The sequence below is a fragment of the Peteryoungia wuzhouensis genome (assembly GCF_003205195.1).
Taxonomy (GTDB): Bacteria; Pseudomonadota; Alphaproteobacteria; order Rhizobiales; family Rhizobiaceae; genus Allorhizobium; species Allorhizobium wuzhouense.
This window is the reverse complement of the sequence record NZ_QJRY01000011.1, coordinates 79194-105403: the sequence shown is the minus strand read 5'-3', so window position 1 is coordinate 105403 and position 26210 is coordinate 79194. Positions and strand designations below refer to the sequence as shown.

Genomic DNA, 26210 nt, shown 5'->3' with positions numbered 1-26210 from the left:
AGATCGAGAACGAGAAGGAAAAGCCGATCACCGTCAACTACGACGAACTGGTCAAGAGCTGGCAGAAGTGATCCGGATCAGTCTCTGATCATTGACAACCGCCGGGGCGATATCTACGCCCCGGCTTCTTCTATAAGGGAGTTTCAGACGGATGAGCGGCTACATTCTGGCCATCGACCAGGGCACCACCTCGACCCGCTCGATGATCTTCGACCACGCGATGCATATCGTCGGCGTCGCCCAGCAGGAGTTCACCCAGCATTTTCCGGATTCCGGCTGGGTCGAACATGATGCGGACGAGATCTGGCAGAGTGTGCTCGCGACGATCGACAAGGCTCTCACTGCTGCAAAGATTACGATTGCCGATATCACCGCGATCGGCATCACCAATCAGCGCGAAACCGTCGTCGTCTGGGATCGCAACACCGGCAAGCCTGTGCATCGTGCCATTGTCTGGCAGGACCGCCGCACCGCCCGCTTCTGCGACGAGCTGAAGCACAAGGGCCTGGAAGCGCTCTTCACCGAGAAGACCGGCCTGCTGCTCGATCCTTATTTCTCCGGCACCAAGCTCTCCTGGCTTCTGAAGAATGTTGACGGCCTGAAGACGCGCGCCGGCAAGGGCGAGATCTGCTTCGGCACGGTCGATAGCTGGCTCATCTTCAAGCTAACCGGCGGCAAGGTGCATGCCACCGACGCCACCAACGCCTCGCGCACCCTGATCTACGACATCGGCAAAAACCGCTTTGATGACGAGCTTCTCTCGATCCTCGATATCCCACGCGCCATGCTGCCCGAGGTCAAGGACTGCGCCGACGATTTCGGCATCACCGACAAGGCCGTGCTCGGCGCCGAAATCCCGATCCTCGGCGTCGCCGGCGATCAGCAGGCCGCCGTCATTGGCAATGCCTGCTTCGAACCGGGCATGATGAAGTCCACGTATGGCACGGGCTGCTTCGCGCTGCTGAACACCGGCACCGACCGAGTCACGTCGTCGAACCGTCTCTTGAGCACGATCGCCTACCGCCTGAACGGCAAGACCACCTATGCGCTCGAAGGCTCCATCTTCATCGCCGGTGCTGCCGTGCAATGGCTCCGCGACGAGATGGGCTTCGTCAAGGTCGCCTCGGAAACCGATGCACTCGCCAGCAAGGCAGACCCGAACCAGCGCGTCTATCTCGTGCCTGCCTTTACCGGCCTCGGCGCACCCTATTGGGATCCCGATGCACGCGGCGCGATCTTCGGCCTGACCCGCGGCACCGGCCCTGCCGAATTCGCCCGCGCCGTGCTCGAAAGCGTCGCCTACCAGACCCATGACCTCCTGGAAGCGATGAAGAAGGACTGGACGGGCGCCAGCTCCAAGACGGTTCTGCGCGTCGATGGCGGCATGGTTGCCTCCGACTGGACGATGCAGCGCCTCGCCGACATCCTGGCCGCCCCGGTCGACCGCCCCGTCGTCCTTGAAACCACAGTCTTGGGCGCTGCATGGCTTGCCGGCTCCCGTGCCGGTCTCTGGCCCGACCAGGCCGGCTTCGCCGCCACCTGGAAGCGCGATCGCCGCTTCGAGCCATCAATGGCAACGGGCGAACGGGAAGCTGCCATCGCCGGCTGGCAAGACAGCGTCTCGCGCTGCCTCACCAGCCGCTGAGCCTGGAAAACACGCCGGTCGTCAAAGCATGGCGACCAGCGTCTCCAGCCGATCGGCATCCTTCGGCAGCTTGTCTTGCCTCAGCCGCGCAATGCGCGGGAAGCGCATCGCAATTCCCGATTTGTGCCGCGTTGACCGCGCCAGCCCTTCGAAGGCCACCTCGACCACGAAACCGTGCTCCGGCTCAGCCCTGAGGCTGCGGACCGGGCCGAAGCGCTCGACGGTATTGTTGCGCACGAAGCGATCCAGAACCTCCAGCTCCTCATCGGTAAAGCCGAAATAGGCTTTTCCAACCGGAACCAGCACATCACCTTCGCCCGGAACGGCCGTCCACACCCCGAAGGTGAAATCGGAATAATAGCTCGACCGCTTCCCATGTCCGCGCTGCGCATACATCAGCACCGCATCGGCATTCATCGGGTCACGCTTCCACTTGAACCACGGCCCCTTGACGCGCCCCGCCTGATAGACGCTGTCGTATCGCTTCAGCATGATCCCTTCGATGACGGGATCGGGTGGGTCTGCCCTGAGCCGCTCCAGTTCCTCCCAGCTCGAAAAGGGCACCAGCGGCGACAGGTCGAACCGATCAGGCACCTGCCGCTCGATCAGGGTGGTTAGGCGGTCCCTTCTGGCGAGGAAACCTTCGGGTCGAACATCCTCGGCCCCATCGAAGAGAATGTCATAGGCCCGGATGAAGACCGGATACTCCTCCAGCATCCGCGCCGTCACCGTCTTCCGGTTCAGCCGCTGCTGCAGGTCGGAAAATGTGCGCGTCGGCGCATTCGTTCGCGAGGTCCCGCCGACCAGCAGTTCGCCGTCGATCACCCCTTCGAACCGCGCCGCCTCGGTAATGTCCGGGAAGGCATTTGAGATGTCATCGCCCGAACGCGAATAGAGCCGGTTGCGCCCGCCCGCACACGAGAGCTGCACGCGGATGCCGTCCCATTTCCACTCGGCAGCGAAATCCACTGGGTCGAGCGTGGCAATGTCCCGGTCCTCGATCGGCGTCGACAGCATCACCGAATGAAAGATCGCCGGTGTTGCCAGGATCGGCTTGTCCGTGCGGTCCTCCAGCCAGGCAAAGAGATCGAGATAGGGTGGCTTCAGCCCATGCCACAGGCTCTCGATCTCGGTCACATCCTTGTTGCCGAAAATCGACAACGCCTGCTTCGTCAGCCGCGCCGAAACTCCGATTCGCAAACCTCCCGTCACCAGCTTGATCAGCGCAAAGCGCTCTGACGTATCCAGCCGGTCGAGCAGGGCCCGCATCAACCCGCGCGTTTCGCTCCGCCCCAGACGCTGCAACCGCTCCACGATCGTCGACAGTCGATCGTCCGCGTCCGTCACGACCTGAGTGTCGGACGGCTCCCACACCAGCGATATCGTCTCGGCGAGATCTCCCACATAGTCGTAGGAATATTGGAACAGCACCGGATCCATGCGTTCCAGCACCAGTTCCTTGAGCAGGGCTGGCTTCACGCCCTTGATATCAAGCCCCTCCGTCAGCGCCGCCAGCGCATAACCGCGGTCCGGGTCCGGTGTCGACTTGAAATAATCGACGAGCAGGGTGAGCTTGCCATTGCGGCTCGGCGTCAGCACCAGGCGGTCGAGAAGATTGGCAAAGGCCTTCATTGCTCAATCCCCCTCGTCTTCGTAGCCAACGAGATGCAGCGGCCGCGCCGCAATGCCCGAAAGCTCGCACCACCGCACCAGCGCTTCCTCACGCCCATGCGTGACCCAGACCTCTTGCGGCCCAACCTCGCGGATGGTGTCCAACAGTTCCGGCCAGTCGCAATGGTCGGAAATCACGAGCGGCAACTCCACCCCGCGCTGCTTGGCGCGCTGGCGCACCATCATCCAGCCGGAGGCAAAGATTGGCAGTGGGTCTTCGAACCGCCGCGCCCAACGATCGTTGAAGGCTGACGGCGGCCCGATCACCACGGCGCCCTTCAGGCTCCCGGACTTCTTGTCCTCGGTCGTTGCCGGCCGCAGTTCTCCAAGATCGACGCCCTGGCTCTCGTAGTAGTCGCAGAGCTTGGCGAGTGAGCCATGGATGTAGATTGGCTGGTCATAGCCTCCGCGGCGAATGAGCGAGATCACCCGCTGCGCCTTGCCGAGCGCATAGGCCCCGATCAGGTGGCTGCGCTCCGGAAATTGCCGCAGCGACGTCAGAAGCTTCTCGATTTCGCCGGAAGGTGGCGGATGATGAAAGACCGGCAGACCAAACGTCGCCTCGGTGATGAACACATCGCAGGGCACGGGTTCGAAGCTGGCACAGGTCGGATCTACGCCCCGCTTGTAATCACCGGAGACAACGATGCGTGTACCATCCTTTTCGATCTCGATCTGCGCCGATCCGAGAACATGACCTGCCGGATGAAACCGCACGGAAATCCCGTTGACATCAACCGTCTCGCCAAATCCGGCAGCCTGCGACGACCCGGCAAAATCGACGCCATAGCGGATCGCCATGATGTCGAGCGTCTGGCGCGTCGCCAGCACATGCGAATGCCCCGAGCGCGCGTGGTCGGAATGGCCATGGGTAATCAGTGCGCGCCCGACCGGCCGCACCGGATCGACGTAAAAATCGCCCATGGGGCAATAAAGCCCGCCCGGCGTCGGATGCAGCAGGAGGTCCGGTTTGATCATGGAGGAAACATAGGGCGGCCAGGCGGCGCCCGCCAGTCGTCAGGCGGCGTAACGCGAAACGACGAGATAGCCGGCGGCAGAAGCCGTTGCGGAGAGAACCGCACCCCAGGCCATGTCGACGAGGCTGACCGAAAGCGACCAGCCCTTGAGCGTTGCCAGATTGGTCATGTCATAGGTGCCATAGGCGAGCAGGCCGAGGAGAGCCCCATGCAGCAGCGCCGTTAGCACGCTGTTTGCCGTGAGCGCTGGCATCACGGCAAAATAGACGAGGCCCACAACATAGAAGAGGTAGAAAATCCCAGCCGCCGCGAAATTCGGCGTGGCGAGCAGAAGCTCGCCGATATTCTGCCGGTAAAATCCGATCGCAACGCGTGTAAGCCACACGTAGTCGAGTGCAAAGAAGACGACGGCCGTCGACACATAGGCGATCAGATAGGTCATTCGTCATCTCCGTGAAGGGCAGGTATAAGCCTGCCGGGTTCATATCCCGAGAACGGGTTGCACCAGCCTGACGATCAGACTCTTGAACTTGAGCGGCGCGTCGGTGACGGCCAGACAGATGCAATCCTCCTCCGGCGTCGCCACCGGCTGGTGCGTCAGCGTCTCGTCTGCTTCTTCCAGATCCCCACGCCGGAAGACGCTCGAGCCATCGGTGAAGGCGCCCTTGAGTACCAGCGTCAGTTCGCGTCCACCGTGAGAATGCTCCGGAACGGGCTTGCCAGCCGGGATCCTCAAAAGCCGCACTTGGCTCTCTGTGTCGCCGGTCTTGATCGGAATATGATAGGCGCCACGTCCGAGCGCCCGCCACTTCAGCCCGTCCACGTCGGCGCCGAGATATGACCGCAAGGGCTCCGGCAACACCGCATCGTTGGCAGCGGCCGCACGAGGCTTCGCCTGAGCCGCCGGCTTGTCCGTCTCTGCGGCAAGCCTGCGCTTCATCGCCTGCCAGCTGTCTGTTGCGCTGGATGTTTGATCGATGTCGACAGCCTCCAACAATTCGCCGCCGGCATGTTCCATGAAGGACAGCCGGTTGCGGCAACTGGGGCACAGCGCCAGATGCGTGGCAACGGCTATGCTCCAGCCTTCCGCAAGCGTGCCGCTGGCAAAATCGAGCAACAGCTCGTCGCTGATATGGTGTTGAACCTGGAGCGTCATGCCCGCTCCTCCAGCGCTGCGCGCAGCTTGGCAAACGCCAGGCGGATCCGCGATTTGACGGTTCCCATCGGCAGGCCGAGTTCGGCTGCAATCATGCTGTGGGATGCTTCTCTGTAGAATGACATTTTGAGGAGTTCGAGTTGTTCGGGTGGTAGGGTTTCCATGGCGCGCCGCAGACGATCTGCTTCCTGGCGCCCTTCGAATTCGATATCTGCGGCTGGCACATCGTCGGGGACGAAGGCCGGGTCCGACGGATCGAACACCGGACGCCTGGCGCGGCGGAAGGCGTCGATGCGCTGGTTGCGCGCAATGGTGAAGATCCAGCTTGAGACGTTTCCGCGTGAAGGGTCAAACTGCGCCGCCTTGTTCCAGACGGCAAGCATGGTCTCTTGCATCAGTTCTTCGGCGGCCTGCCCGTCACGCGCGAGCTTTGCCATATAGGCACGCACCTTGGGGCCATAATGCTTGAAGATTGTCTCGAACGCTTCGACATCACGATCACGACCGACGGAAGCCAGGAGTTGCGAGAAATTATGCGGCTCTAACTCATCAACCGATCCGGTCATCGAAACGTTTCTTATCCCTCGCTGGGGCTTGGCCACGGCAGTCTGCCGTGCGTTACGCCCGGGACCACTGTGGCACGCATCGGCCTGCATGGGAATCATGTTGATCATGAAGCCGACTACGCCGAGGCCGGAAAATCGGATCACCCGTGACGAATTTATTAGCTTCGGTCGATCCACTGGCCAACCTAGTGCGTAATCAGATGCAAACAGAATTTTCGCGACAAGGGAATGTGTGGTTTATGGATATTGGCGTTACGAGGGCCGCATTTGGCGGGAAGCGCAAGATTGCGGTCATTGGGTCGGGTATCTCTGGCCTGTCCTGCGCCTGGCTCCTCTCCCGCAGCGCCGAAGTCGTACTTTATGAGACCGAGGGCCGGCCAGGTGGGCATTCAAACACGGTCCTGGCGCCGGGGCGCGGCAAGGATACGCCTGTTGATACCGGCTTCATCGTCTACAACGATCGCAACTATCCCAATCTCGTAAAGCTCTTCGAGCATCTCGACGTGCCGACGCTGGCATCCGACATGTCCTTTGCCGCCTCGCTCGGTGATGGTGCCTTCGAATATTCAGGCTCTGGCCTCGGCGGTCTGCTCGGCCAGAAGACCAATCTTCTCCGTCCCCGCTTCTGGCGTATGGTGAAGGACATCCTGCGCTTCTACCGTGAAGCGCCTGCCTTGTTGGATCGCCCGGAACTGGATGGCGTCTCGCTTGGAGACTACCTCGCCTCCGCCGGTTATGCGGATAGCTTCGTCGAAGACCACCTGCTGCCCATGGGCGCTGCGATCTGGTCGACCACGGCGTCCGAGATGCGACTTTACCCTCTGCAAGCCTTCATCCGCTTCTTCGTCAATCACGGCCTGCTGACGCTCACCGATCGCCCGCGCTGGCGCACGGTGAAAGGCGGCAGCCGCGAATATGTCGCGCGCATCCTTGCCGATTTTCGCGGCACCGTCCGCCTGTCGACCGCTGTTGCCCATGTTCGGCGCCTGGCTGTTGGCGTGGAGGTGATTGACATCCACGGCCATGCCGAGACCTTCGACGACGTGGTGCTCGCGATCCATGCGAACCAGAGCCTCGATCTGCTGCAGGATGCGGATGCGCGGGAGCGTCAGCTGCTGGAAGCTTTCCAATACACGCCAAACGTCGCCGTGCTGCATTCCGATGAAGCCCTGATGCCGAAGCGGAAATCTGTCTGGTCGAGCTGGAACTATGTCGCGAGCCGCAAGGATGAAGCCGGCGAAATGCTCTGCGTCACGTATTGGATGAACAAGCTCCAGTCCCTCGATCCCGAAACGCCCTTGTTTGTCACGCTCAATCCCTGCCGCCCGATCGATCCGGCCAAGGTGATCCAGACCTTTAACTACGAACATCCCCTGTTCGACGCCGCTGCCATCCGGGCGCAGAAACAGATCTGGCAGCTCCAGGGCCATCGCAACACCTGGTATTGCGGCGCCTATTTCGGCAGTGGCTTCCATGAGGATGGCCTGCAGGCCGGCCTTGCGGTAGCAGAGGCTCTCGGCGGTATACGCCGTCCCTGGTCTGTCGAAAACGAGTCCGGCCGCATCGTCATCACCCGGCACCTTGAGGCGGCCGAATGAGCTTGCAGTCTGCCATTTATGCCGGCCATGTCGTGCATGTGCGTACTCGCCCCAGGCAGCACAAGCTGCGCTACAGCGTGTTTTCCCTGCTGATCGACCTTGATGAGATCGCGGATCTCGACCGGGATCTTCGCTTTTTCGGCCACAACCGCCGATCCCTATATGCCGTCTATGACGCAGATCACGGTGATGGTCATGTCGGCCAGTTGCGGCAATGGGTCGAAGGGCGGCTTGAGGCGGCCGGACTTGAGGCCAAGGGTTCGAGGATCCGCATGCTCTGCTATCCCCGCATCTTCGGCTACGTCTTCAATCCGCTCACCGTCTATTTTTGCCATCACCGCGACGGTCGATTGCAGGCCGTGCTCTACGAGGTCTGCAACACCTTCAACGAGCGCCACACCTATGTCATCCCGGTCGAGGAGGGGCAGGAGGTTTTGAGGCACCAATGTGCGAAGGAAATGTACGTCTCGCCCTTCCTGCCCATGGACTGCGTCTATGATTTCCGCATCAATCCACCCGATGAGAAGGTCGGCGTGCACATTGGTGAAAGCGATGGCGAAGGGCCAATATTGACGGCGCTCTTTTCCGGCAAACGCGCCCCCTTGTCGGATGCGAGCTTATTGCGCATGCTGGTGACCTATCCCCTGATGACCCTGAAAGTGATGGGGGGGATACATTGGGAAGCGCTGCGGCTCTGGCTGAAGGGGGTTCCGGTTTATCGCCACGCGCCTGCAGCCAAGCCGATCGCCTCGACGATCGTTCTGCAGAATGGGATGAACAAGCGATGAGTCACGCCGAACGAGAAATGCCGTCCGTAGTCGCCTCTCTGCCGTTCTGGCAGCGTCTGCTGTGCCGCTGGGCTGACCGTGTTACCGCTGGCCGATTGACCCTCCAGTTTGAAGGCTATGGTCAACACGTCGCCGTCGGCAGGCTGCCGGGTCCCCATGCCACGCTGTGCGTTCGCAACGCCAAGCCGGTGCTTCGCATTCTGACCGGCGGTACTCTGGGCTTCGCCCAGGCCTTCATCGATGGTGACCTCGACAGCCCTGATATTGGCAGTGTCGTGGAATTCGCCCTGGCGAACGAAGCCGAACTCGGCAAGATCCTCTCATCCTCGGCAATTTTCGAGGGCATCGCCCGCCTGCGCCACAAGCTGCGTCGGAATTCCAAAAAAGGTAGCCGGCGAAACATCGCCTTCCACTACGATCTGGGCAATGCGTTCTACAGCCAGTGGCTCGACCGCACGATGACCTATTCCTCGGCTCTCTACGAGGCGCCCGGCCTGTCGCTCGCCGAGGCGCAGGAAGCCAAATATGCCCGCATCGTGCGTGAGCTGAACATCGGACCGGATGACCACGTGCTGGAGATCGGCTGCGGCTGGGGTGGTTTCGCCGAACACGCAATTCGCGCCACCGGCTGCCGGGTCACGGGCCTGACACTGTCCGTCGAGCAGGCCAAGTTCGCCCGCGAACGTCTGGAGAAAGCCGGCCTTTCCGACCGCGTCGACATCCGGCTCGAAGACTATCGCGACTGTCAGGGACAGTTCGACAAGATCGTCTCGATCGAGATGTTCGAAGCCGTTGGCGAAGAGAACTGGCCGGTCTATTTCAAGGCCGTGCAGGAGCGCCTCGTCCCGGGCGGGAAGGCAATGATCCAGACGATCACGATCGACGAAAGCCGCTTCGAGCAATACCGCCGCAGTGCCGATTTCATCCAGACCTATATCTTCCCGGGTGGCATGCTGCCCTCCGTGACGATTTTCGAGCGCGATGCGAGCCGTGCGGGCCTTGAGATCGGCGATCGCTTCCGCTTCGGTCGGGATTATGATCGGACTCTGATTGCGTGGGACAATGCCTTCGCCAACAGCTGGTCGTCGATCGAGCCCCTCGGCTTCGACCGTCGCTTCTACCGGATGTGGCGGCTTTATCTGCACTACTGCGCCGTCGGCTTCCGCGTCGGCCGCATCGATGTGGTTCAATTCAGGCTGGACAAGCCAGCCTGAACAAAAAAGGCGGAGCCGGCCACCTCGCCACCTGCCTTCAGGAGCGCAGCATCTTGCGCGTCAGCGCGAAGCGAAGCTTGTGTGGCAGGGCATGCAGCAGGCGAATGGCAAGCGCCATCTTCCATGGAAAGATGATCTCGAACGTGTTGCTGGCCAAACCCCTGGCAATGATGTCGGCTGCCTCTTCGGCCGACACGAGGAAGGGCATCGGAAAGTCGTTCTTCTCTGTAAGGGGTGTCGCCACAAATCCCGGGTTCACGACGCTCAGCGTGACCCCATGGCTTGCAAGCTCTGGATGCAGCGCCTCGCAAAGGCTGTTCAGCGCCGCCTTCGTCGCGCCGTAGCTCGCTGCTCCCGGCAGGCCCACATACGCGGTGACGGACGCCACGACGGCGATATGTCCGGCTTTGCGCGCGATCATGCCCGGCATCACCGCTTCCAGGCAATTTGCGGTTCCCATGACGTTGAGATCGAACATTTGTCGCATCCGCTCGACGCTGAAGTCGGCGGCATAGTCGCGGGTATAGGAACCGGCAGCAAAGACCGCGAGATCGATTGGCCCCATTGCCGTCGTCACGGCATCGGCGACGCGACGCACGGCCTCGCCATCGGTCACGTCGAGCGGAAAGGCGACGATCCGGCCGGGGTGTTCGGCGGCAAGTGCCGCAAGCAACTCGGCATTACGGGCGCTGACGGCCACGCGGTAGCCGTCGTCCACCAGCCGTTTGGCCAGTGCCCGGCCGATGCCGGAGCTCGAACCGGTAATCCAGGCACATTTGGTCATGAGATCCTCTTGCGTTGTGTCATGACCAATACGCCAGGCATCGGCCGCCGGTTTAACCGGCCCAACCGCGCAGGAGTTCCAACCCGGTTTTCATCAGGGCCTCGGCCTCGCCATGGGTCTTGGCTTCGACATAACACCGCATCTCCGGCGCATTGCCCGACGGTCGGAAATGGATGACCCGCCCGTCGGCAAGCGTCACGCGAACCCCGTCGATATCGCTCACCCCAGCCACGGCGCCGATCGGCGCGAGGAAGCCGGCGAGGTTGTCGCGCGATTGCCGGATATGGGCCATCAGCGAAGTGCTCCGCTCTGTCGCGAAGTTCTCCAGCCGATCGCTCAATGCCACCGGCAGACTGAAGGCCTTGGCAAGGTCGGACAGCGACTGTCCGTTCTGGGCAGCCATACCGAGGGCCGCAAGGGCAGGAAGGAAACTGTCACGCGTCGGCAGCGCTTTAAGCACGGTGCCTTCCACGGTGAAGTCGGAACCCAGCATCAAGCCGCCATTCGCCTCGAAGCCGAGCACGCGCTCGCGGCCTTCCGCCAGCGCTGTCTCCATTGCGGCAATCACATAGGGTGAGCCGACCCGCGTGCGGATGACTGAAAAGCCGCCATCCTGTTCAAGGCCGGAATTCGACGTGACAGGGGTTGCGACAACGCTGGCCTTGAGAAACCGCGCCGCAATCAGCCCAAGCAGGTCGCCACGCAACGGCAAACCATGTTCGTCCGCCACCAGCGGTCGATCGCCATCGCCGTCGGTTGAAATGATTGCGTCAAGCGCCAGTTCGTCACTCCAGTGTGCGAGCTGGGTCACGGTGTCCACCGAAACCGCCTCTGTATCGACGGGGATGAACACGTCCGATCGGCCGAGCGGAAAGACGGTTGCCCCATAATGCTGGAACACGTCGACCATCATGTCGCGGGCCACCGTGCTGTGCTGGTAAATGCCGATACGTCTCCCCTCCAGGCACCCCGCTGGCAGAATATGGAGATTGCGATCTAGAAACAGCGCACTCGCCTGGCCTTCCTGTTCATCGCCGACGCCGCTCTCCACGAGGTTCGCCTCGGGATCGTCGGCCAACGCGTCAGCCATCCGTGTGATCGCCTGCTCGTCCTGCTTGTTGATCTCGCCGTCGGGCCGGTAGAACTTGATGCCGTTGCGGTCTGCCGGGATATGCGATCCGGTCACCATGATGCCGGCCGCCCCCAGCGAAGCGCCGTAAAGGGCCAGAGCCGGCGTTGCGATGGTCCCGCAGTCGATCGGCTCAAGCCCGGCACGCCGGAGGGCGGCCATGATCGTCGCGGCGATCTCGGGGCTTGACGGACGGAAGTCGCGCGCGATCACCACGGGTGATCCGGCCTGCGCAAGCCCTTCGGCCAGTAGGTAACGGGCGAAAGCGGTGGAGTAAAGGGCTGAAACGGCGCCGATGAGATCCGATGAAAGGCCCCTGAGGCCACTGGTCCCGAATTTTGCCGTCATGCTTGTCTCCCTCGCAGTGCCTCGGAGCAGCTTATATGGTGCCAACCGGCAAGGCATCAAGCGGAATACCGGCGAGCGGCGGGGAGAGGGCAATTTGGAAGTCGGCAGAAGCCGAAACGAAAAGAGCCTGGCGCGGGAGGAGGTGCGCCAGGCTCTTAAACTCGATCGGCAATTGGGAGGAGGAGGAGTATTGCCGATCCTACCGACCGGCGCTGGGAGGAGGAGTGCGCCGCTTCGATGCTTGTGTTTTACCCAAATGCCTCGCGGCTGCCAATCCTCGTTGTTGCAACGCAGCAGTGCGATAAATGCATGCCTCCTTCGCCCAGTCGTAACGCGAACCGCTCGCGCAGTCGAAAATGACTTTCGAGTCTTTCGCAATTTGAGCTTACACGATGAAGTGAACCTTCGTTTCCTGCGCGCCCTTGACTGATGCCGATATTTCCATGCGCATCAGGCATGGCTCAGATCTCGGTAACAGGGCTCTCGGCCAACGTCCGATGTCCGCTACGGGATGGTACCTCCTCCAGCTTTCCTTTATAGCGGGCAGAACCTGAGAATGTCTGGAGACTTAGATGGCGACGATCCGCTCCCACGAAGGCGATATTTCCGCAGCTGATGCAGCGCGGTACACCGACGCGATCGCGATCGATACGGAAACGCTGGGTCTGGTGCCCCGCCGCGATCGTCTCTGCGTGGTGCAATTGTCGCCTGGCGATGGAACCGCTGACGTGATCCGTATCGCGGCCGGGCAGACCGAAGCGCCGAATCTGGTTGCCCTTCTCGCCGATTCTTCCCGCCAGAAGATCTTCCATTACGGCCGTTTCGACATCGCTGTCCTCTACCATACCTTTGGTGTGACCACGGCTTCGGTCTTTTGCACCAAGATCGCGTCGCGCCTGTGCCGCACCTATACGGATCGCCACGGGCTCAAGGACAACCTGAAGGAGTTGCTGGAGGTCGACATCTCCAAGGCGCAACAGTCCTCGGATTGGGCGGCCCAGAAGCTGAGCCAGGCACAGCTCGAATACGCAGCCTCCGACGTGCTGTACCTGCATGCCCTGCGCGACAAGCTGACCGAGCGCCTCGTCCGCGATGGTCGCATGGAACATGCGAACGCCTGTTTCGAATTCCTGCCGACCCGCTCCAAGCTCGATCTGCTCGGCTGGGACGAGACCGATATCTTCGCCCACAGCTGAGCGTAAAGGCCGCTTCAGGCTTTGCGGGTGATGCCGACGCGGGCCATCACGTCTTTCGGGATGTCATATTGACGGATCATCGCCGCCTGGTTCCGCATGCCGCACAATTCCCGTTGCACCGAAAGAGCAAAAACTGCCTGCGCAGCCTCATCGACAGCCGCTGACAGGATCTCGGCGCTTTTGCCGCGCGCCTCGGCGCATTGAAGCAGGGCAATTTCGGCTTTCCGCCCGGCGCGTCCGAGCGCATCCGCCATCTCGCCGGCAAGCTCCTGGTCGAGTGCGGACAGCAGATCTCCGGAGGCGGACGCGAGCAGGGAAGCGGGCGGTCGAAAACTCATGGCCTAGCTGTTCTTGTAGACGATAATTGAGATGCAATGAAACGAATGCGCCAAGCTTTCATTAACTCCGACTTTGCATCATGACCGCAGTGAAATCGGCAACGGTGTCCCGTGTTTCAAGGGCCTCGTCAGCAGCAAAGCGTAGAAATAAAGCGACCATGACGGAAGCAGCCAATAGCCTTCTCGATAGCCTGTCCCGCTCGACCATCACGTATGATACGGACCGACCGGACACCGACGACCTTGATCAGCAGGATGAAGATGCAGGCCCGCATTATGCACCGGCCACCTGGCTCGATGCCCTCATGGTCGACGAGCGCAGCCGCCCGGACCAGCCGCTCGGCAAGCGCATCCCGGCCCCTTCGGATGAAGCCGGCCTCTACCCGATGTTCCTGCGCCTGATCGATTAGGCGATTACGAGGAAACGCTCGCGGCACTCGCTCGTGCGCGGATTTCGTCGAAGCTCCAATCCTTCAGCAATTGGCCATTTTCCCAGACCGGCTGCAGCAGGTTCGTGCGTGCGCCGAGCTCCGCAAGCGGAATAGCCACGATGTCCGTGCCGTCGGCAATCGCCGCCACCCGTCCCGCCATCGGCGGTTTCTCCTGCGGATGGGTGGACCGCCGACCGGTCTCCCGCCATTCCCCACCAGCATTTTGCGCCGCGCTCTGGCGCATGGTGAAGGACAGCGTGTCGCGGTTGATCTTGTGCAGCAGGCCGGATCCCATGCCGAACGAGATGTTCTCCGCGGAAAAGCCCATGCCCTCCAGCCGCCCCAGGATCATCTGGATGTCCTGGATGGACACGCCGTCGGACTGGATCACCCGCACATTCGCGTCCAGAACCTTGAAGCCCTTGCCGTTGAGCCGGGTGCCATAGGCGTAGGCGAGCTGCGCCACCACCTGGACCGGCGTGTCGATCGGGTCGCCACTGTCGGGGCGAACCACCAGTGTTGCACCGGCCGCCCGCACCTTTGTCTGCAGCTTCTTGCCCCAGATTTCGGTGACGGCATTGTGCAGGTCATAGCTGTCGGAGACGATGGAATAGGCGCCGAATTCGCTGAACCGGTCGATGAGATGCGAATAGGCTTCGACCTCACGGTCCGGACCCCAGGCAGTGATTGTCCCGTGTTCGGCAGCAGGCATGGATAAGGCCGGCATGGCCGCCCCGTAGGCCCGCCTCGCCTGCAGGATGCCTGGCAGCGAATCGGAGCTGTGAAAGTGGACGAGATGCGCCGCACCACCGATTGCCGACTGTTCGACGCTCGACGTGCTGCGGCAGCCATAGTCGCTGATCCGGCTCGGCTGCAAGCCGTGCGGGTCATCCGTGGTCCGCTCCAGGAAGGGCAGGATCGCCATGCGCAGCCGCCAGGCCGTGGTCGCCACCGTCGAGGGATACCAGACGGCACGCAGCAGCGACGTTTCGATGTGGGAGGTGAGCCAGGGCAGGGCAGGGTCCGTGTTGACCACCTGGACCACCGGAACGCCCCGGCGAAGCGCCGTGCCTTCGGGCACCGCCTCGATGCGGAGCGGCAGCAGACCGCCATGGGCCTCGACGATATGCAGCCAGCCGGCCTTGTCGAACGGCTGCCGATGTGCCGAAGCCACCTCCTCGGCCTCTGTCACATCCATCCGGGTCACCGGCCGCGACAGGTAATCCTTGAGGAACATCTGCAGCCCGAAGAACATCACCTCCGGGCGGAACGAGCTGCCGCGCGTCGTGACGAAGGCGCTGACGGAACGTGTATCTGCCGGGTACTGCAGAAAGGTCCCGAGTTTGTAGCTATCCGTGTTCAGGATGAGATTGGATGTCATGCTGGCGCCCATCAAAAGTTGCGCGGCAGAAAGCCGCCGGCCGGCATGGTGCCAGTCCAGGTATGTGCGAAGCTTGAGCCTTCGGCATTCCGCTCCGATAGATTTGCTTTTTGTTAACCATGTTTTGCCAATCTCCTCCTTGAAGAGCAGGCAGATCCGCCACCGTCCTTGGCGATCCCGCGCCCGATCGCTTCGGCGAGAGGCAGAGACCGTGTGGAAAAGGGCACCTTGAACGCGAGAGGTCGCCATGATCGGTCCCGTCAGCGCCCCGACGAACCTGTATCAGCAGCCACAGGAGAGCCGCACCCAGGCCGAGACCCGCACAACGGGACGCGCGCCGGTCGCAGCGGGCGTCGAGCCTTATCCCGCCAGTGCTGCCGGAAGCATCGCCGGAAACCTCAACATGATGCTGCTGAGTGCGCCGGAGCGCATGTCGCAGAATCTCGTGGTGCTCACCGAAGTTCTCGCCGCCGCGCTGAAGATGAAGCAGGAGCCGGGTGAGCCGCTGACAGCTTTCGCCGCCCGCCTGATCGAAGCCATCACGACACTGGCGCCTGCGGAACGGCAGAAGTTGAAGGTCATGCTCTCGGATGCCTTTGCCGGCTTGCAACTGAGAACTCTGCTCCAGGCGTTGCATAATCCGCAGGGTCCGGAGGCCGCGACGCTCGCGATTTATCTGGAACTCTATCGCCAGAAGGACCGCGATCCGGGCGCGCGCGCCGTGATCTCCTCCTATCGCCAGAATGGCGGAATGTCCCTTGGTCAACCGCCACGGGATGCCCGTGCCGCCGGACAGCAAGCTTCGCAGGCCGTGCCCATGCCCGCCAGGCCTTCGTCTCAATCCCCTGCGTCCCTGTCGAGCCAGATGACGCCGGCCGCCGTAGAGATCTCCGCGACCCGGGCTCCACCCGCTGCGGTTCGACGGGCTGGAGAGCAGGATGGGCGTCATGCAACTGGCGAACCATCGAGAGGGGGAGAACAGGCGTCAGCGAACGACGGCTCCGATAATCTGCGGGTACTCCGCCAGATGCGTGACCGGCTGAATGCTTCCGCCGAACCCGCGCAAACCGACCGCATTCCAGTCTCGGCGCGAAAAGCCGCAGACCCCGCCGCAGCGTTCATGGCCAATGCCCAACCCGGCGCCACGCGAAGCACCGGTCCGGCCTCTCCGACCATGGCGCCGTCCCTGACTTCACCGCCCAATGCGCAGGTTGAGCCGCACGAACCTGATGGAAAGCCCGAAGCTGGATCGCCGACACTTCAGCAAACGCTCTCGACCTTGCCGAGTGAGCTACTGGACGACATGGCTGAAAGCGATCTCATCAGAACGCTGCTGGCGCTTTATGGAAGCGAGGTTGAAACGGACGTCGTCGATCGCGCGCTCGACGCGCTGATGCCGTCGGAACCGGAAGAGACGGATGCGAAACGCCTGCCGTCCCAAACCACGCCGCCGGCCGAAACTCTGGCGGACGACAGCGAAGCGCCCGCCCTGGATCGCCCCATCCAGTGGGAGGAGCGTCTCGCTCTTGGAGCCTCCACGCTCCCCTCGCACCAGGGCGAGGCTGCGCGCAGAGCAGATGTCGGAGATGGTCTGCCGCTTGCGTTTGTCAATTATGTCATCGACAGCGAAGTCGAGACCAAGTCCGCCAGTCCGGTGCGCAGGGACGCTCACGAGGAGGAACACCCTGACGAGGCCGCAGACGAGGAGCCAAGCTCGGATGAGGACGCAGCCGAGGATCCGCCGGACCAGGATACGGAAACCCTGGTATTCGAAGGTGATGCGAGCGGCCCGGATGACCGGATCGATCTCGGCCTGGCCGCACCGCAGCTCGACGCTGCGGACGCGCGACCGGCCTTGCCCCATCCAGACGAAGATCCGGCCCAGGCGCTCTATCGACGTTTATCCGATTTCGCCTGACCCCGCGGGGTCAGGATGGCCAACAAAAAAACCCGCCGGGATCGCCCCCGGCGGGTTCTTGCATTCAGTCAACAGCGAGGATTAGTCGTTGTTGCGGTTCTTGAGCGCTGCACCCAGGATGTCGCCGAGCGATGCGCCAGAGTCGGACGAACCGAACTGAGCAACGGCTTCCTTCTCTTCTGCGATCTCGAGAGCCTTGATCGACAGCATGACCTTGCGGTCCTTCTTGGAGAAGTTGGTGACGCGGGCGTCGACAACCTGACCGACCGAGAAACGCTCCGGACGCTGATCGTCACGATCGCGGGCCAGGTCGTTGCGGCGGATGAAGGACGTGATGTCCTCGTGGTTGACCAGCTTCACTTCGATGCCACCATCGTTGATGCCGATGACTTCGCACGAAACGACAGCGTTCTTGCGCAGGTCGCCGGAAGCAGCGGCGTCGCCGACAGCATCCTTGCCGAGCTGCTTGATGCCGAGCGAGATGCGTTCCTTCTCGACGTCGACGTCGAGAACGACGGCCTTGACCACGTCACCCTTGTTGAACTCCTCGATGACCTGTTCGCCCGGACGGTTCCAGTCGAGGTCGGAGAGGTGAACCATGCCGTCAACGTCGCCTTCGAGGCCGATGAACAGGCCGAATTCGGTCTTGTTCTTGACTTCGCCTTCGACTTCAGTGCCGGCCGGATGGCTGTAGGCAAATGCCTGCCACGGGTTCTCGAGGGTCTGCTTGAGACCGAGCGAGATACGGCGCTTGGACGGATCGACTTCGAGAACGACGACGTCGACGTCCTGCGTGGTCGAAAGGATCTTGCCGGGATGAACGTTCTTCTTCGTCCAGGACATTTCCGAGATGTGGATCAGGCCTTCGATGCCCGGCTCCAGCTCGACGAATGCACCGTAGTCGGTGATGTTGGTCACGGTGCCGGAGATCTTCTTGCCAACCGGGTACTTGGCAGCGATGCCATCCCACGGATCGGACTCGAGCTGCTTCATGCCGAGCGAGATGCGGTGGGTTTCCTGGTTGATACGGATGATCTGAACCTTGACCGACTGGCCGATGGACAGGATTTCCGAAGGATGGTTGACGCGGCGCCATGCCATGTCGGTGACGTGCAACAGGCCGTCGATGCCGCCGAGGTCAACGAACGCACCGTAATCGGTGATGTTCTTGACGACGCCGTCAACAACCTGGCCTTCTTCGAGGTTCTGCACGATTTCCGAACGCTGTTCAGCGCGGGACTCTTCGAGAACCGTACGACGCGAGACAACGATGTTGCCGCGACGCTTGTCCATCTTGAGGATTTCGAAGGGCTGCGGGTTGTGCATCAGCGGGGTCACGTCGCGGATCGGACGGATGTCCACCTGCGAACGCGGCAGGAAGGCAACGGCGCCGTCGAGGTCAACCGTGAAGCCGCCCTTGACCTGGTTGAAGATAACGCCTTCAACGCGCTCGCCAGCTTCGAACTTGGCTTCGAGCTTGATCCAGCTTTCTTCGCGACGAGCCTTCTCGCGCGACAGAACAGCTTCGCCGAGAGCGTTTTCGATGCGCTCGACGTAAACTTCGACTTCGTCGCCGACCTTGAGCGTGCCGTCCTTGGCGCGTGCACCGAATTCCTTCAGCGCGATGCGGCCTTCGACCTTGAGGCCGACGTCAACGATGGCGACGTCCTTCTCGATGGCGGTGATGATGCCCTTGGCAACATAGCCTTCGGCCAGGTCGGTCTTGGCAAAGGATTCCTCGAGGAGGGCAGCAAAGTCCTCGCGCGACGGGGTAGAAACAGACATGAAATCTCCTAGTCGCATCCATGGGATGCGGATTGCGCCGGTGGTTCGTGTTGGTCGGGACCAAATCCTCCATCCGCTCTCTGTGGAGAGCTGTCCGGCGCGGGGACGGGGAAGTGGCCAACTGAAACGGAAAGCGGCTCGGCCGGTTCCGGATCAGCGCAGTTTCGTCAGGGCAGCGTCGATGAGTACCTTCGCCGCCGAGAATGCGGCCTCTATACTCATTTCGGAGGTGTCTAGCAAGTGCGCGTCTTCGGCTGGTTTCAAAGGGCTGTCGGCCCGCCCCATGTCGCGCTCGTCACGCTTCTTCACGTCGGCGAAAATCGCCTCGAAATCGGCATCCAGCCCCTTGGCGATGATCTCGTCGTAACGCCTGCGAGCACGCACCTCCGGAGAGGCCGTCACATAGAGCTTCACCGGCGCCTGCGGGCACACGACTGTGCCGATGTCGCGCCCGTCGAGTACCGTGCCGGGCAGCCGGGTAGAAAACGCCCGCTGCGCCTCGACCAGCGCCCGGCGCACAGCCGGCATCACGGCGATCTTCGACGCCGCTTCGCCGATCGCGTGCGCAGACAGCACATCACGATCCAACCCGCCGAGGTCGAGATCGCGCGCGACCGCCTCCGCGACCGCCTCGTCGTCGAGCGGCAGCCCGGCATCGATCAGCGCCTTGGCGGTGGCCCGATAGGTCAGCCCTGTATCGAGGTGGTGAAAGCCGTAAGTCTCGGCAATCTTGCGCGACAAGGTCCCCTTGCCGGCCGCTGCCGGCCCGTCGATGGCGATTGTAAGTTCCATAATTTATCCGTTCGAGCCACTACGACTTGATGGCAACCAACAGGTCGTGAGACTTCATATGCTTCGCTCATCTTTGTTTGTCCACATCGCGGCAGCGGCGCCCTCCTCGCTTCGAGGGGATGGATGCCGCATTGGTGCAAGCCATCCAACAAGGAAGGCGGCAACGTCTCCACCCAGGAGAGCAGTTAGCACCAGCAGGAGCCGTCGTGGACTGAGCCAGGATATGACGTCGTCAGCGGATTTCCCGCACTCAGCATCGCGCCAAGCGCAAACATCAGGAAAAAAGCGGCAGGACCGAGACTAAAAAACACGAAGCCGACAAGCAAGACCGCCGCGCCGAGCGTTCCAGCTGTCCATTCTTCTGAAGCGCCTGACAAGGATGAAAGCCAAATGACACCCGCAATCAATAGCAGGGGCGCAACAAGGAACTCAAAGCCGACAGAGACTGATATTCGACGTTTTGCTAGTCGTTTCCTAGCCATCAAATATGATGCAGCAAAAGACGTAGCGACTGCCGCATAGGTCGCGATGATCATCCATTCATGCCCGCGTTGCCGTCCACATGTCTTTACCAAGCGCCGGTTATCTTGCCAAGGGAAGCATCCCAGCCAACGCTTGCGAATTCGACGGTGCAGATTGCCTTTGACAGACGCAGTGCCAGCGATTAAGGGGACCGACTACAGTTTGGCCGGCCTCGCGCCGGGCGCTTGGCGCATGCCCCTTATTCTTCACGACTTCATGAGGCTTTGACAGTGGCGAAGGCAGAACTTGGAACGAAACGCACTTGCCCCGACACCGGCAAGAAATTCTACGACCTGAACAAGGACCCGATCGTGTCGCCGTACACGGGCAAGTCCTGGCCGCTTTCCTATTTCGAGGAAACCTCGGTCGCAGCCATCATGGAGAAGGCTGAGGAAGAGGAGGTCGCAGAAGTCGACACCGAAAACACCGACGTCGAACTGGTCTCGCTCGAGGACGCCGACGAGGCATCCGGCGACGACATCCCCGACATGGGCGATGACGACGTCGAGATCGATGGCGACGACGATGACACCTTCCTGGAAGCCGACGAAGACGACGACGATGACGACATGACCGGTCTCATTGGCGTGCCCGGCGACGACGACGAAGTCTGATTTTTCAAGGATTTCGAGCCCGGGCCTAAAAAAATGCCCGGGCTTTCATTTTTCGGCTTGCCATCTCCGACGACCGGAAGTATCAAGCCGCCACCCCACCGGAAGCGGTGCTTTCCACGGGGTTCCCGGAGCCGGAAATTACCCGGTACCCTGATGGGGCTATAGCTCAGCTGGGAGAGCGCTTGCATGGCATGCAAGAGGTCAGCGGTTCGATCCCGCTTAGCTCCACCAAATTTTCCCAGATCAAATTAGGCGACAGACGTTCCCAGTTTGGGTCTCGTGCACCACGAAAAAGCAATGCTATGCTTTGCTTTTGGCGGGGCCTCAGCCCCAGCCTCTCACCGCGGCAACAGTTCCACCGTCTCGCCATTCTCGCTGCGGTCGATCTGGAACCAATCAATAATCTTGCGGATCTCGAGTTTCACCTCGCCCTCACGCAGGCGCAGGCGCAGCGTGTTGTCGGTGACGTCGAGAGGGGTGCCGATATAGATGCGGTCATTGCCGGAATCGTCCACGGTGTCGATGGCGAAGCGCATGGTCCCCTCCTGAAAAAGTGCAAATCCAAATGATGACAGTGGCACGAGGGTTTAGTAACGCCTGCTTGAGCGAAGCTGACGTTACGGAAGCCTGTGGGTCGAACCTGCACGCGGAAGATTCGTCAAAGCGAAGGAGCGCGCCATGTTCGTGTTGTCGAAACTCTTCTGGATGGCCGTCCAGCCCCTGTCTCTGGTCTTCCTGCTGGGGCTGCTCGCGCTTCTGTTGATGCTGGTTCGATGGCACCGTGCAGCGGTTGGTGCCTTGGCAACGGCCCTCCTGCTGCTCTTCGTCACGCTCTACACCACGACCGGCTCATATCTTCTGCAGGTGCTCGAAGCCCGTTTTCCCCGCCCGGCCTCAGATCCCGCCGATGTCGCCTGCATGATCGTGCTCGGCGGCGCCTTCGAGACGGAGGTGACGACAGCAAGGGGTGGCATCGAGCTCAACCAGTCCGCCGACCGATTCGTCGAGGCGCTCCGGCTGGCGCTGCTCCATCCGCAGGCGAAGATCCTCGTGTCGGGCGGTGACGGCTCGCTGAGCGGCGCCTATGAGGGGGATGCGGCGGCATCCCTGCGCTTCTTCGGAGCTTTCGGCCTGCCCGCTGATCGTCTGGTGACCGAGACCACCTCGCGCAACACGGACGAGAACGCACAGAACAGCCGCCAGATTCTCGCGCAAAACGGCCTCTCTGATTGCCTGCTGATCACCTCGGCCTTCCACATGCCGCGCTCGGTCGGTCTGTTCCGCAAGGCGGATATCGCCGTCACGCCGTGGCCGACGGATTTTCGCACGACCGGCAAGGTCGGCCTCGGCCTCGATTTCACCCAGCCAACACTGAACGCCCAGCAGATGGCGACCGCCACCCGCGAATGGCTGGGTCTTCTGGCCTATTGGGCAATGGGGCGAATCGACACGATTTTCCCCGCGCCCTGAGGCCCGTCATTTCTTCGAGATGGTGAGGAATTTCGTGCCGCGCACGCGCACAGTCATTTCGCAGGGCTCGGCGCCCTCGTCGCGTTCGCAATAACGCGGATGCATCTTCAGAACGAAGACCATGTTGCCGAAGCGCTTGATGAAATCATAGGAATACATCTGTGCCGTGGCGATCATGAAATAGCCGCCCTCCTTGACCTGGAGGTAGAAGTTGAACGGGCAGCCCTCGGCGGTGCAATCCGGACCGCGAACGCCGTCGCACATGATCTCGCTGCTGTTGGTCACGGCGTCCGGAATGCCGTCATTGTTGATGTCGATCCGTTCGATGAAGCCCGCGCCGAACTTCGCTTCGCTGCAGCGCTTGGCGTAGTGGGTCTTCTCATACATTTCGGGATCCTTCAGCAGTTCCTGCTGGGCCACCGCATGCGATGCGACCAGCAGAACGGTGAAGGCAAGGAACAGGTGCTTGAGGAACGACACGATCGGATGCTCCGGATCAGATGGCGGCTGGTAGTGTCAAAACTCTAGCGCCTCCGGCTTGCCTCGGCGTTAACGGCGTGATTCAAATCTGGCCCTGCGCGCCAGTGGGAATGCCAGGGGAGGGATGAATGTCGCTGCTGTCTTATCTCGATTATGCCGGCGTTGCGCTGTTCGCGGCCACCGGCGCGCTTGCGGCCTCCCGCAAGCAGCTCGACATGATCGGCTTTCTCTTCTTCGCAGTTGCCACCGGCGTCGGCGGCGGCACCGTGCGCGACATCGTGCTTGGCCGCACGCCGGTCTTCTGGGTGTTGAATCCCAATTATATCCTGGTTTGCTGCGCGGTCGGCGTTCTGGTCTTCTTCACGGCCCATCTGGTCGAATCGCGCTATCGCCTGCTGATCTGGCTCGATGCCATCGGTCTCTCGGCCTATTGCGTCATGGGCGCGGTCAAGGGTCTGGCCGCCACCGGTTCGCCGACGATCGCGATCGTCACCGGCACCCTGACGGCGAGTTTCGGCGGTGTGTTGCGTGATCTGCTGGCCAACGAGCCCTCCGTCCTGCTGCGTCCGGAAATCTACATCACCGCCGCTCTTGCAGGCGCCGCCGTCTTCACGCTCGCCAATGAACTGGGCGCGCCGCTTTATCTGGCCTCGCTTGCCGGCGTGGTTGCGGCCTTCACGATCAGGGGAGGCGCACTCTTTTTCGGTTGGACCTTCCCGACCTACAAACGCAGGCCTGGCCGACATCCCGATGAAGTGATGTGAGGTTCAGCCCTGTTTGGGGCGCAGACGAATGACCACGTCGACATGAGCGATTTCCATCCCTTCCGGCGGAGCCGGCAGGTTGTCGATGGAAATATTGTTCACGGGAATGTCGAGCACGGTATTTTCGCCCTCGACGAAGAAGTGGTGATGGTCGGAGACGTTGGTGTCGAAATAGGTCTTCGCGCTCTCGACGGCGAGAACACGGATCAGGCCGGCCTCGGTAAACTGGTGCAGCGTGTTGTAGACGGTGGCGAGAGATACCGGGAAATCGGCAGCGATCGCCTCTTCATGCAGTTCTTCGACGGTCAGATGGCGATCACCCTTGGCAAACAGCAGGCCGGCCAAAGCAATGCGCTGCCGTGTCGGGCGCAAGCCCGAACGACGCAATTTTAGCTCGATGCCGGTTTGGCAGGGTGCCATCGTCAAAGACGAACTCCAAGTTGTCTGCGGGCATATCTGTCCCTTGCGATGGATATAGCCTCAAAGTCAGGCGGTTTCAATAGTTTGGGTGGGGACAAGCCGAAGCAGGCCCGGCATGTGCTGCTTTTTCGGCCCTTTGGGTCTGGTGATGGTCATTTGCTTCCTGTATGCGACGAGGAAGAAACCGGTCTGGCCGGCGATCGGCGCATATCCGCGTCTGCGGCCCGTCACTCGGAAAGGCTTCATTTTAGCGCCGTCTTGGTCTATTGGGTCCGGATACGTGAAGCAGAGGGGGGAAGAAGAAGAACGATGACAACGAAACAATCCAGCTACAATTACGACGAAATCCTCTCCTGCGGCCGTGGCGAACTCTTCGGTCCCGGCAATGCGCAGCTGCCGCTGCCGCCCATGTTGATGGTTCACCGGATCACCGACATCTCGGAAACCGGTGGCGCCTTCGACAAGGGTTACATCCGCGCCGAATACGACGTGCGCCCCGATGACTGGTATTTCCCCTGCCATTTTCAGGGCAATCCCATCATGCCCGGCTGCCTCGGCCTCGATGGCATGTGGCAATTGACCGGCTTCTTCCTTGGCTGGCTCGGCGAGCCCGGTCGCGGCATGGCGCTGTCCACGGGCGAAGTGAAGTTCAAGGGCATGGTCCGTCCGGACACCAAGCTCCTCGAATACGGCATCGACTTCAAGCGCGTCATGCGTGGCCGTCTGGTTCTTGGTACCGCTGATGGCTGGTTAAAGGCCGATGGCGAAACTATCTATCAGGCAACCGACCTGCGGGTCGGTCTGTCGAAGGACAAGGCGGCCTGAACCGGCCCCGTCCACACCTGAAGTTCATGAAAAAGGTCTGAGAGATGAGACGGGTTGTAGTAACAGGTCTTGGCATCGTGTCCTCCATCGGTGCTGATGCCGCCGAAGTCACCGCATCGCTGCGGGATGCCAGGTCCGGCATCACCTTTTCTCCCGATTTCGCCGAAAACGGTTTCAAGTGCCAGGTCTGGGGCAAGCCCACGCTCGATCCGACCGAACTGGTCGATCGCCGTGCCATGCGCTTCTTGTCCCAGGGCGGCGCCTGGAACCATGTCGCCATGAAGCAGGCGATCGCCGATGCCGGCCTCGAAGAGGCCGATTATCAGCAGAATGAGCGCGTTGGCATCATCATGGGCTCCGGTGGTCCGTCCACCCGTCAGATCGTCGAGGCGGCCGATATAGTCCGCCAGAACAAGAGCCCGAAGCGTATCGGCCCGTTCGCGGTGCCGAAGGCGATGTCGTCGACGGCGTCCGCCACGCTTGCCACCTGGTTCAAGCTGCACGGCGTCAACTATTCCATCTCGTCCGCCTGCTCGACCTCGGCGCACTGCATCGGCAATGCCTATGAGATGATCCAGTGGGGCAAGCAGGACATGGTCTTTGCCGGCGGCCACGAAGATCTCGACTGGTCGATGTCGAGCCTCTTCGATGCCATGGGCGCCATGTCGTCGAAGTACAACGACACGCCGGCAACCGCATCGCGTGCCTATGACGTCTCGCGTGACGGTTTCGTCATCGCCGGTGGCGCGGGCGTTCTGGTTCTGGAAGAACTGGAGCACGCGAAGGCCCGCGGCGCCAAGATCTATGCCGAAGTCGTCGGCTACGGCGCGACGTCTGATGGCTACGACATGGTTGCACCCTCAGGCGAAGGTGCGATCCGCTGCATGCGCCAGGCCCTGTCCACCGTCACCGGCGAAGTCGATTACATCAACACGCACGGCACCTCGACGCCGGTGGGTGATTCGAAGGAAATCGGCGCGATCCGGGAAGTCTTTGGCGACAAGATCCCGCATATCCAGTCGACCAAGTCGCTGACCGGTCACTCGCTGGGTGCAGCCGGCGTCCAGGAATCGATCTACGGCCTCTTGATGATGCAGGAAAAGTTCATCGGCGAGAGCGCCCACATCACCGAGCTGGATCCGGAATTCGAAGGCGTGCCGGTGGTGCGCAAGCGCATCGACAACGCCAAGATCGATACCGTGCTGTCAAACTCCTTCGGCTTCGGTGGAACCAACGCCACCCTGGTCTTCCAGCGCCACAACAGCTGAGATCTGCGATCTCTTCGCTGACAAACCGGATGGGGTGGCCTTTGCCGCCCCATTGTCGTTTGGGGACGTCGGACCGAGTCAAAGAAAAGGCCTGGCACGTTTCCGCGCCAGGCCATCGCCATCCGAAGTG

27 protein-coding genes and 1 tRNA gene are annotated in these 26210 nt (G+C 61.5%); 13 read left to right on the top strand and 15 right to left on the bottom strand.

Features of this window, described 5'->3' with window-relative positions:
• Positions 1-151: 151 nt before the first annotated feature.
• Positions 152-1645, top strand: a complete 1494-nt coding sequence (gene glpK, locus DMY87_RS22760; RefSeq protein WP_110793917.1) for a glycerol kinase GlpK — start codon at positions 152-154, stop codon at positions 1643-1645.
• Between the two features lie 21 nt (positions 1646-1666).
• Here the strand turns inward: glpK and DMY87_RS22755 are convergent, their stop codons facing one another.
• The 5 genes from DMY87_RS22755 to DMY87_RS22735 are packed head-to-tail and all read right to left on the bottom strand — an operon-like array spanning position 1667 to position 6015.
• Positions 1667-3277: a cisplatin damage response ATP-dependent DNA ligase gene (locus DMY87_RS22755; protein ID WP_110793916.1), complete on the bottom strand. Its 1611-nt coding sequence runs from the start codon at positions 3275-3277 to the stop codon at positions 1667-1669.
• Positions 3278-3280: 3 nt separating this feature from the next.
• On the bottom strand, positions 3281-4294 hold the full coding sequence (locus DMY87_RS22750) for a ligase-associated DNA damage response exonuclease (protein ID WP_165826427.1): 1014 nt from the start codon (positions 4292-4294) through the stop codon (positions 3281-3283).
• 39 nt (positions 4295-4333) lie between these two features.
• Positions 4334-4735: a DUF2177 family protein gene (locus tag DMY87_RS22745; RefSeq protein WP_110793915.1), complete on the bottom strand. Its 402-nt coding sequence runs from the start codon at positions 4733-4735 to the stop codon at positions 4334-4336.
• A gap of 39 nt (positions 4736-4774) precedes the next feature.
• On the bottom strand, positions 4775-5449 hold the full coding sequence (locus DMY87_RS22740) for a ChrR family anti-sigma-E factor (protein ID WP_110793914.1): 675 nt from the start codon (positions 5447-5449) through the stop codon (positions 4775-4777).
• Complete coding sequence (locus DMY87_RS22735) at positions 5446-6015, bottom strand: sigma-70 family RNA polymerase sigma factor (RefSeq protein WP_110793913.1); 570 nt, start codon at positions 6013-6015, stop codon at positions 5446-5448. Before DMY87_RS22735 ends, DMY87_RS22740 begins: the two co-directional genes overlap by 4 nt.
• 239 nt (positions 6016-6254) lie before the next feature.
• Here DMY87_RS22735 and DMY87_RS22730 point away from each other — a divergent pair, with 239 nt between their 5' ends.
• Genes DMY87_RS22730 through DMY87_RS22720 form a run of 3 tightly spaced genes read left to right on the top strand, consistent with a single transcriptional unit; the run spans position 6255 to position 9615 of the window.
• Positions 6255-7613 (top strand): NAD(P)/FAD-dependent oxidoreductase, encoded by a 1359-nt coding sequence (locus DMY87_RS22730; protein WP_110793912.1) that lies wholly within the window; start codon positions 6255-6257, stop codon positions 7611-7613.
• Positions 7610-8401 carry a DUF1365 domain-containing protein gene (locus DMY87_RS22725; protein ID WP_110793911.1) on the top strand — a complete coding sequence of 264 codons (792 nt, stop codon included), beginning with the start codon at positions 7610-7612 and terminating at the stop codon, positions 8399-8401. The genes DMY87_RS22730 and DMY87_RS22725 overlap by 4 nt, the downstream gene beginning before the upstream one ends.
• Positions 8398-9615 (top strand): SAM-dependent methyltransferase, encoded by a 1218-nt coding sequence (locus DMY87_RS22720; RefSeq protein ID WP_110793910.1) that lies wholly within the window; start codon positions 8398-8400, stop codon positions 9613-9615. The genes DMY87_RS22725 and DMY87_RS22720 overlap by 4 nt, the downstream gene beginning before the upstream one ends.
• A 37-nt stretch (positions 9616-9652) precedes the next feature.
• Here the strand turns inward: DMY87_RS22720 and DMY87_RS22715 are convergent, their stop codons facing one another.
• Entirely contained in the window at positions 9653-10399 is a 747-nt protein-coding gene (locus tag DMY87_RS22715) for an SDR family NAD(P)-dependent oxidoreductase (RefSeq protein WP_110793909.1), read from the bottom strand.
• A 52-nt stretch (positions 10400-10451) separates the two neighbouring features.
• Entirely contained in the window at positions 10452-11876 is a 1425-nt protein-coding gene (locus tag DMY87_RS22710; RefSeq protein ID WP_110793908.1) for a phosphomannomutase, read from the bottom strand.
• Positions 11877-12448: 572 nt separating this feature from the next.
• Here DMY87_RS22710 and DMY87_RS22700 point away from each other — a divergent pair.
• Positions 12449-13072: a ribonuclease D gene (locus DMY87_RS22700; protein WP_110793907.1), complete on the top strand. Its 624-nt coding sequence runs from the start codon at positions 12449-12451 to the stop codon at positions 13070-13072.
• A 14-nt stretch (positions 13073-13086) separates the two neighbouring features.
• Here the strand turns inward: DMY87_RS22700 and DMY87_RS22695 are convergent, their stop codons facing one another.
• Complete coding sequence (locus tag DMY87_RS22695) at positions 13087-13410, bottom strand: DUF6665 family protein (protein ID WP_110793906.1); 324 nt, start codon at positions 13408-13410, stop codon at positions 13087-13089.
• A 158-nt stretch (positions 13411-13568) separates the two neighbouring features.
• On the opposite strand from DMY87_RS22695, the gene DMY87_RS22690 reads away from it, so the two are divergent.
• Positions 13569-13820 carry a hypothetical protein gene (locus tag DMY87_RS22690; protein ID WP_110793905.1) on the top strand — a complete coding sequence of 84 codons (252 nt, stop codon included), beginning with the start codon at positions 13569-13571 and terminating at the stop codon, positions 13818-13820.
• A 4-nt stretch (positions 13821-13824) separates the two neighbouring features.
• Here DMY87_RS22690 and DMY87_RS22685 read toward each other — a convergent pair whose 3' ends face one another.
• Entirely contained in the window at positions 13825-15222 is a 1398-nt protein-coding gene (locus tag DMY87_RS22685; RefSeq protein WP_110793933.1) for a nicotinate phosphoribosyltransferase, read from the bottom strand.
• A 247-nt stretch (positions 15223-15469) separates the two neighbouring features.
• Between DMY87_RS22685 and DMY87_RS22680 the strand changes: the two genes are divergently transcribed.
• On the top strand, positions 15470-17140 hold the full coding sequence (locus tag DMY87_RS22680; protein WP_110793904.1) for a hypothetical protein: 1671 nt from the start codon (positions 15470-15472) through the stop codon (positions 17138-17140).
• Positions 17141-17221: 81 nt separating this feature from the next.
• Here DMY87_RS22680 and rpsA read toward each other — a convergent pair whose 3' ends face one another.
• From rpsA to DMY87_RS24080, 3 genes are all read right to left on the bottom strand, one after another.
• Positions 17222-18925, bottom strand: coding sequence for a 30S ribosomal protein S1 (rpsA, locus tag DMY87_RS22675; protein ID WP_110793903.1), 1704 nt, complete (start codon positions 18923-18925; stop codon positions 17222-17224).
• A 153-nt stretch (positions 18926-19078) separates the two neighbouring features.
• Entirely contained in the window at positions 19079-19717 is a 639-nt protein-coding gene (gene cmk / locus DMY87_RS22670) for a (d)CMP kinase (protein ID WP_110793902.1), read from the bottom strand.
• Positions 19718-19902: 185 nt separating this feature from the next.
• Positions 19903-20253 carry a hypothetical protein gene (locus tag DMY87_RS24080; RefSeq protein WP_133253051.1) on the bottom strand — a complete coding sequence of 117 codons (351 nt, stop codon included), beginning with the start codon at positions 20251-20253 and terminating at the stop codon, positions 19903-19905.
• Between the two features lie 216 nt (positions 20254-20469).
• On the opposite strand from DMY87_RS24080, the gene DMY87_RS22665 reads away from it, so the two are divergent.
• Both DMY87_RS22665 and DMY87_RS22660 read left to right on the top strand, forming a co-directional pair.
• Entirely contained in the window at positions 20470-20853 is a 384-nt protein-coding gene (locus DMY87_RS22665) for a TIGR02300 family protein (RefSeq protein WP_062277405.1), read from the top strand.
• 155 nt (positions 20854-21008) lie between these two features.
• Positions 21009-21084: transfer RNA gene (locus DMY87_RS22660), tRNA-Ala, on the top strand.
• Positions 21085-21191: 107 nt separating this feature from the next.
• Here the strand turns inward: DMY87_RS22660 and DMY87_RS22655 are convergent.
• On the bottom strand, positions 21192-21389 hold the full coding sequence (locus DMY87_RS22655; RefSeq protein WP_110793901.1) for a hypothetical protein: 198 nt from the start codon (positions 21387-21389) through the stop codon (positions 21192-21194).
• A gap of 142 nt (positions 21390-21531) precedes the next feature.
• Here DMY87_RS22655 and DMY87_RS22650 point away from each other — a divergent pair, with 142 nt between their 5' ends.
• The gene (locus DMY87_RS22650) at positions 21532-22323 is read left to right on the top strand and encodes a YdcF family protein (RefSeq protein ID WP_110793900.1); all 792 of its coding nucleotides are present in this window, start codon (positions 21532-21534) and stop codon (positions 22321-22323) included.
• A gap of 6 nt (positions 22324-22329) precedes the next feature.
• Here the strand turns inward: DMY87_RS22650 and DMY87_RS22645 are convergent, their stop codons facing one another.
• On the bottom strand, positions 22330-22785 hold the full coding sequence (locus tag DMY87_RS22645; RefSeq protein ID WP_165826429.1) for a hypothetical protein: 456 nt from the start codon (positions 22783-22785) through the stop codon (positions 22330-22332).
• 146 nt (positions 22786-22931) lie between these two features.
• Between DMY87_RS22645 and DMY87_RS22640 the strand changes: the two genes are divergently transcribed.
• Positions 22932-23567 (top strand): trimeric intracellular cation channel family protein, encoded by a 636-nt coding sequence (locus tag DMY87_RS22640; protein ID WP_110793898.1) that lies wholly within the window; start codon positions 22932-22934, stop codon positions 23565-23567.
• Positions 23568-23570: 3 nt separating this feature from the next.
• Here the strand turns inward: DMY87_RS22640 and irrA are convergent, their stop codons facing one another.
• Entirely contained in the window at positions 23571-23987 is a 417-nt protein-coding gene (gene irrA / locus DMY87_RS22635; RefSeq protein WP_110793897.1) for an iron response transcriptional regulator IrrA, read from the bottom strand.
• Between the two features lie 309 nt (positions 23988-24296).
• Here irrA and fabA point away from each other — a divergent pair, with 309 nt between their 5' ends.
• Entirely contained in the window at positions 24297-24812 is a 516-nt protein-coding gene (gene fabA, locus DMY87_RS22630) for a 3-hydroxyacyl-[acyl-carrier-protein] dehydratase FabA (RefSeq protein ID WP_110793896.1), read from the top strand.
• A gap of 44 nt (positions 24813-24856) precedes the next feature.
• Positions 24857-26080 carry a beta-ketoacyl-ACP synthase I gene (gene fabB / locus DMY87_RS22625; protein ID WP_110793895.1) on the top strand — a complete coding sequence of 408 codons (1224 nt, stop codon included), beginning with the start codon at positions 24857-24859 and terminating at the stop codon, positions 26078-26080.
• The last annotated feature ends 130 nt before the right edge of the window (positions 26081-26210 follow it).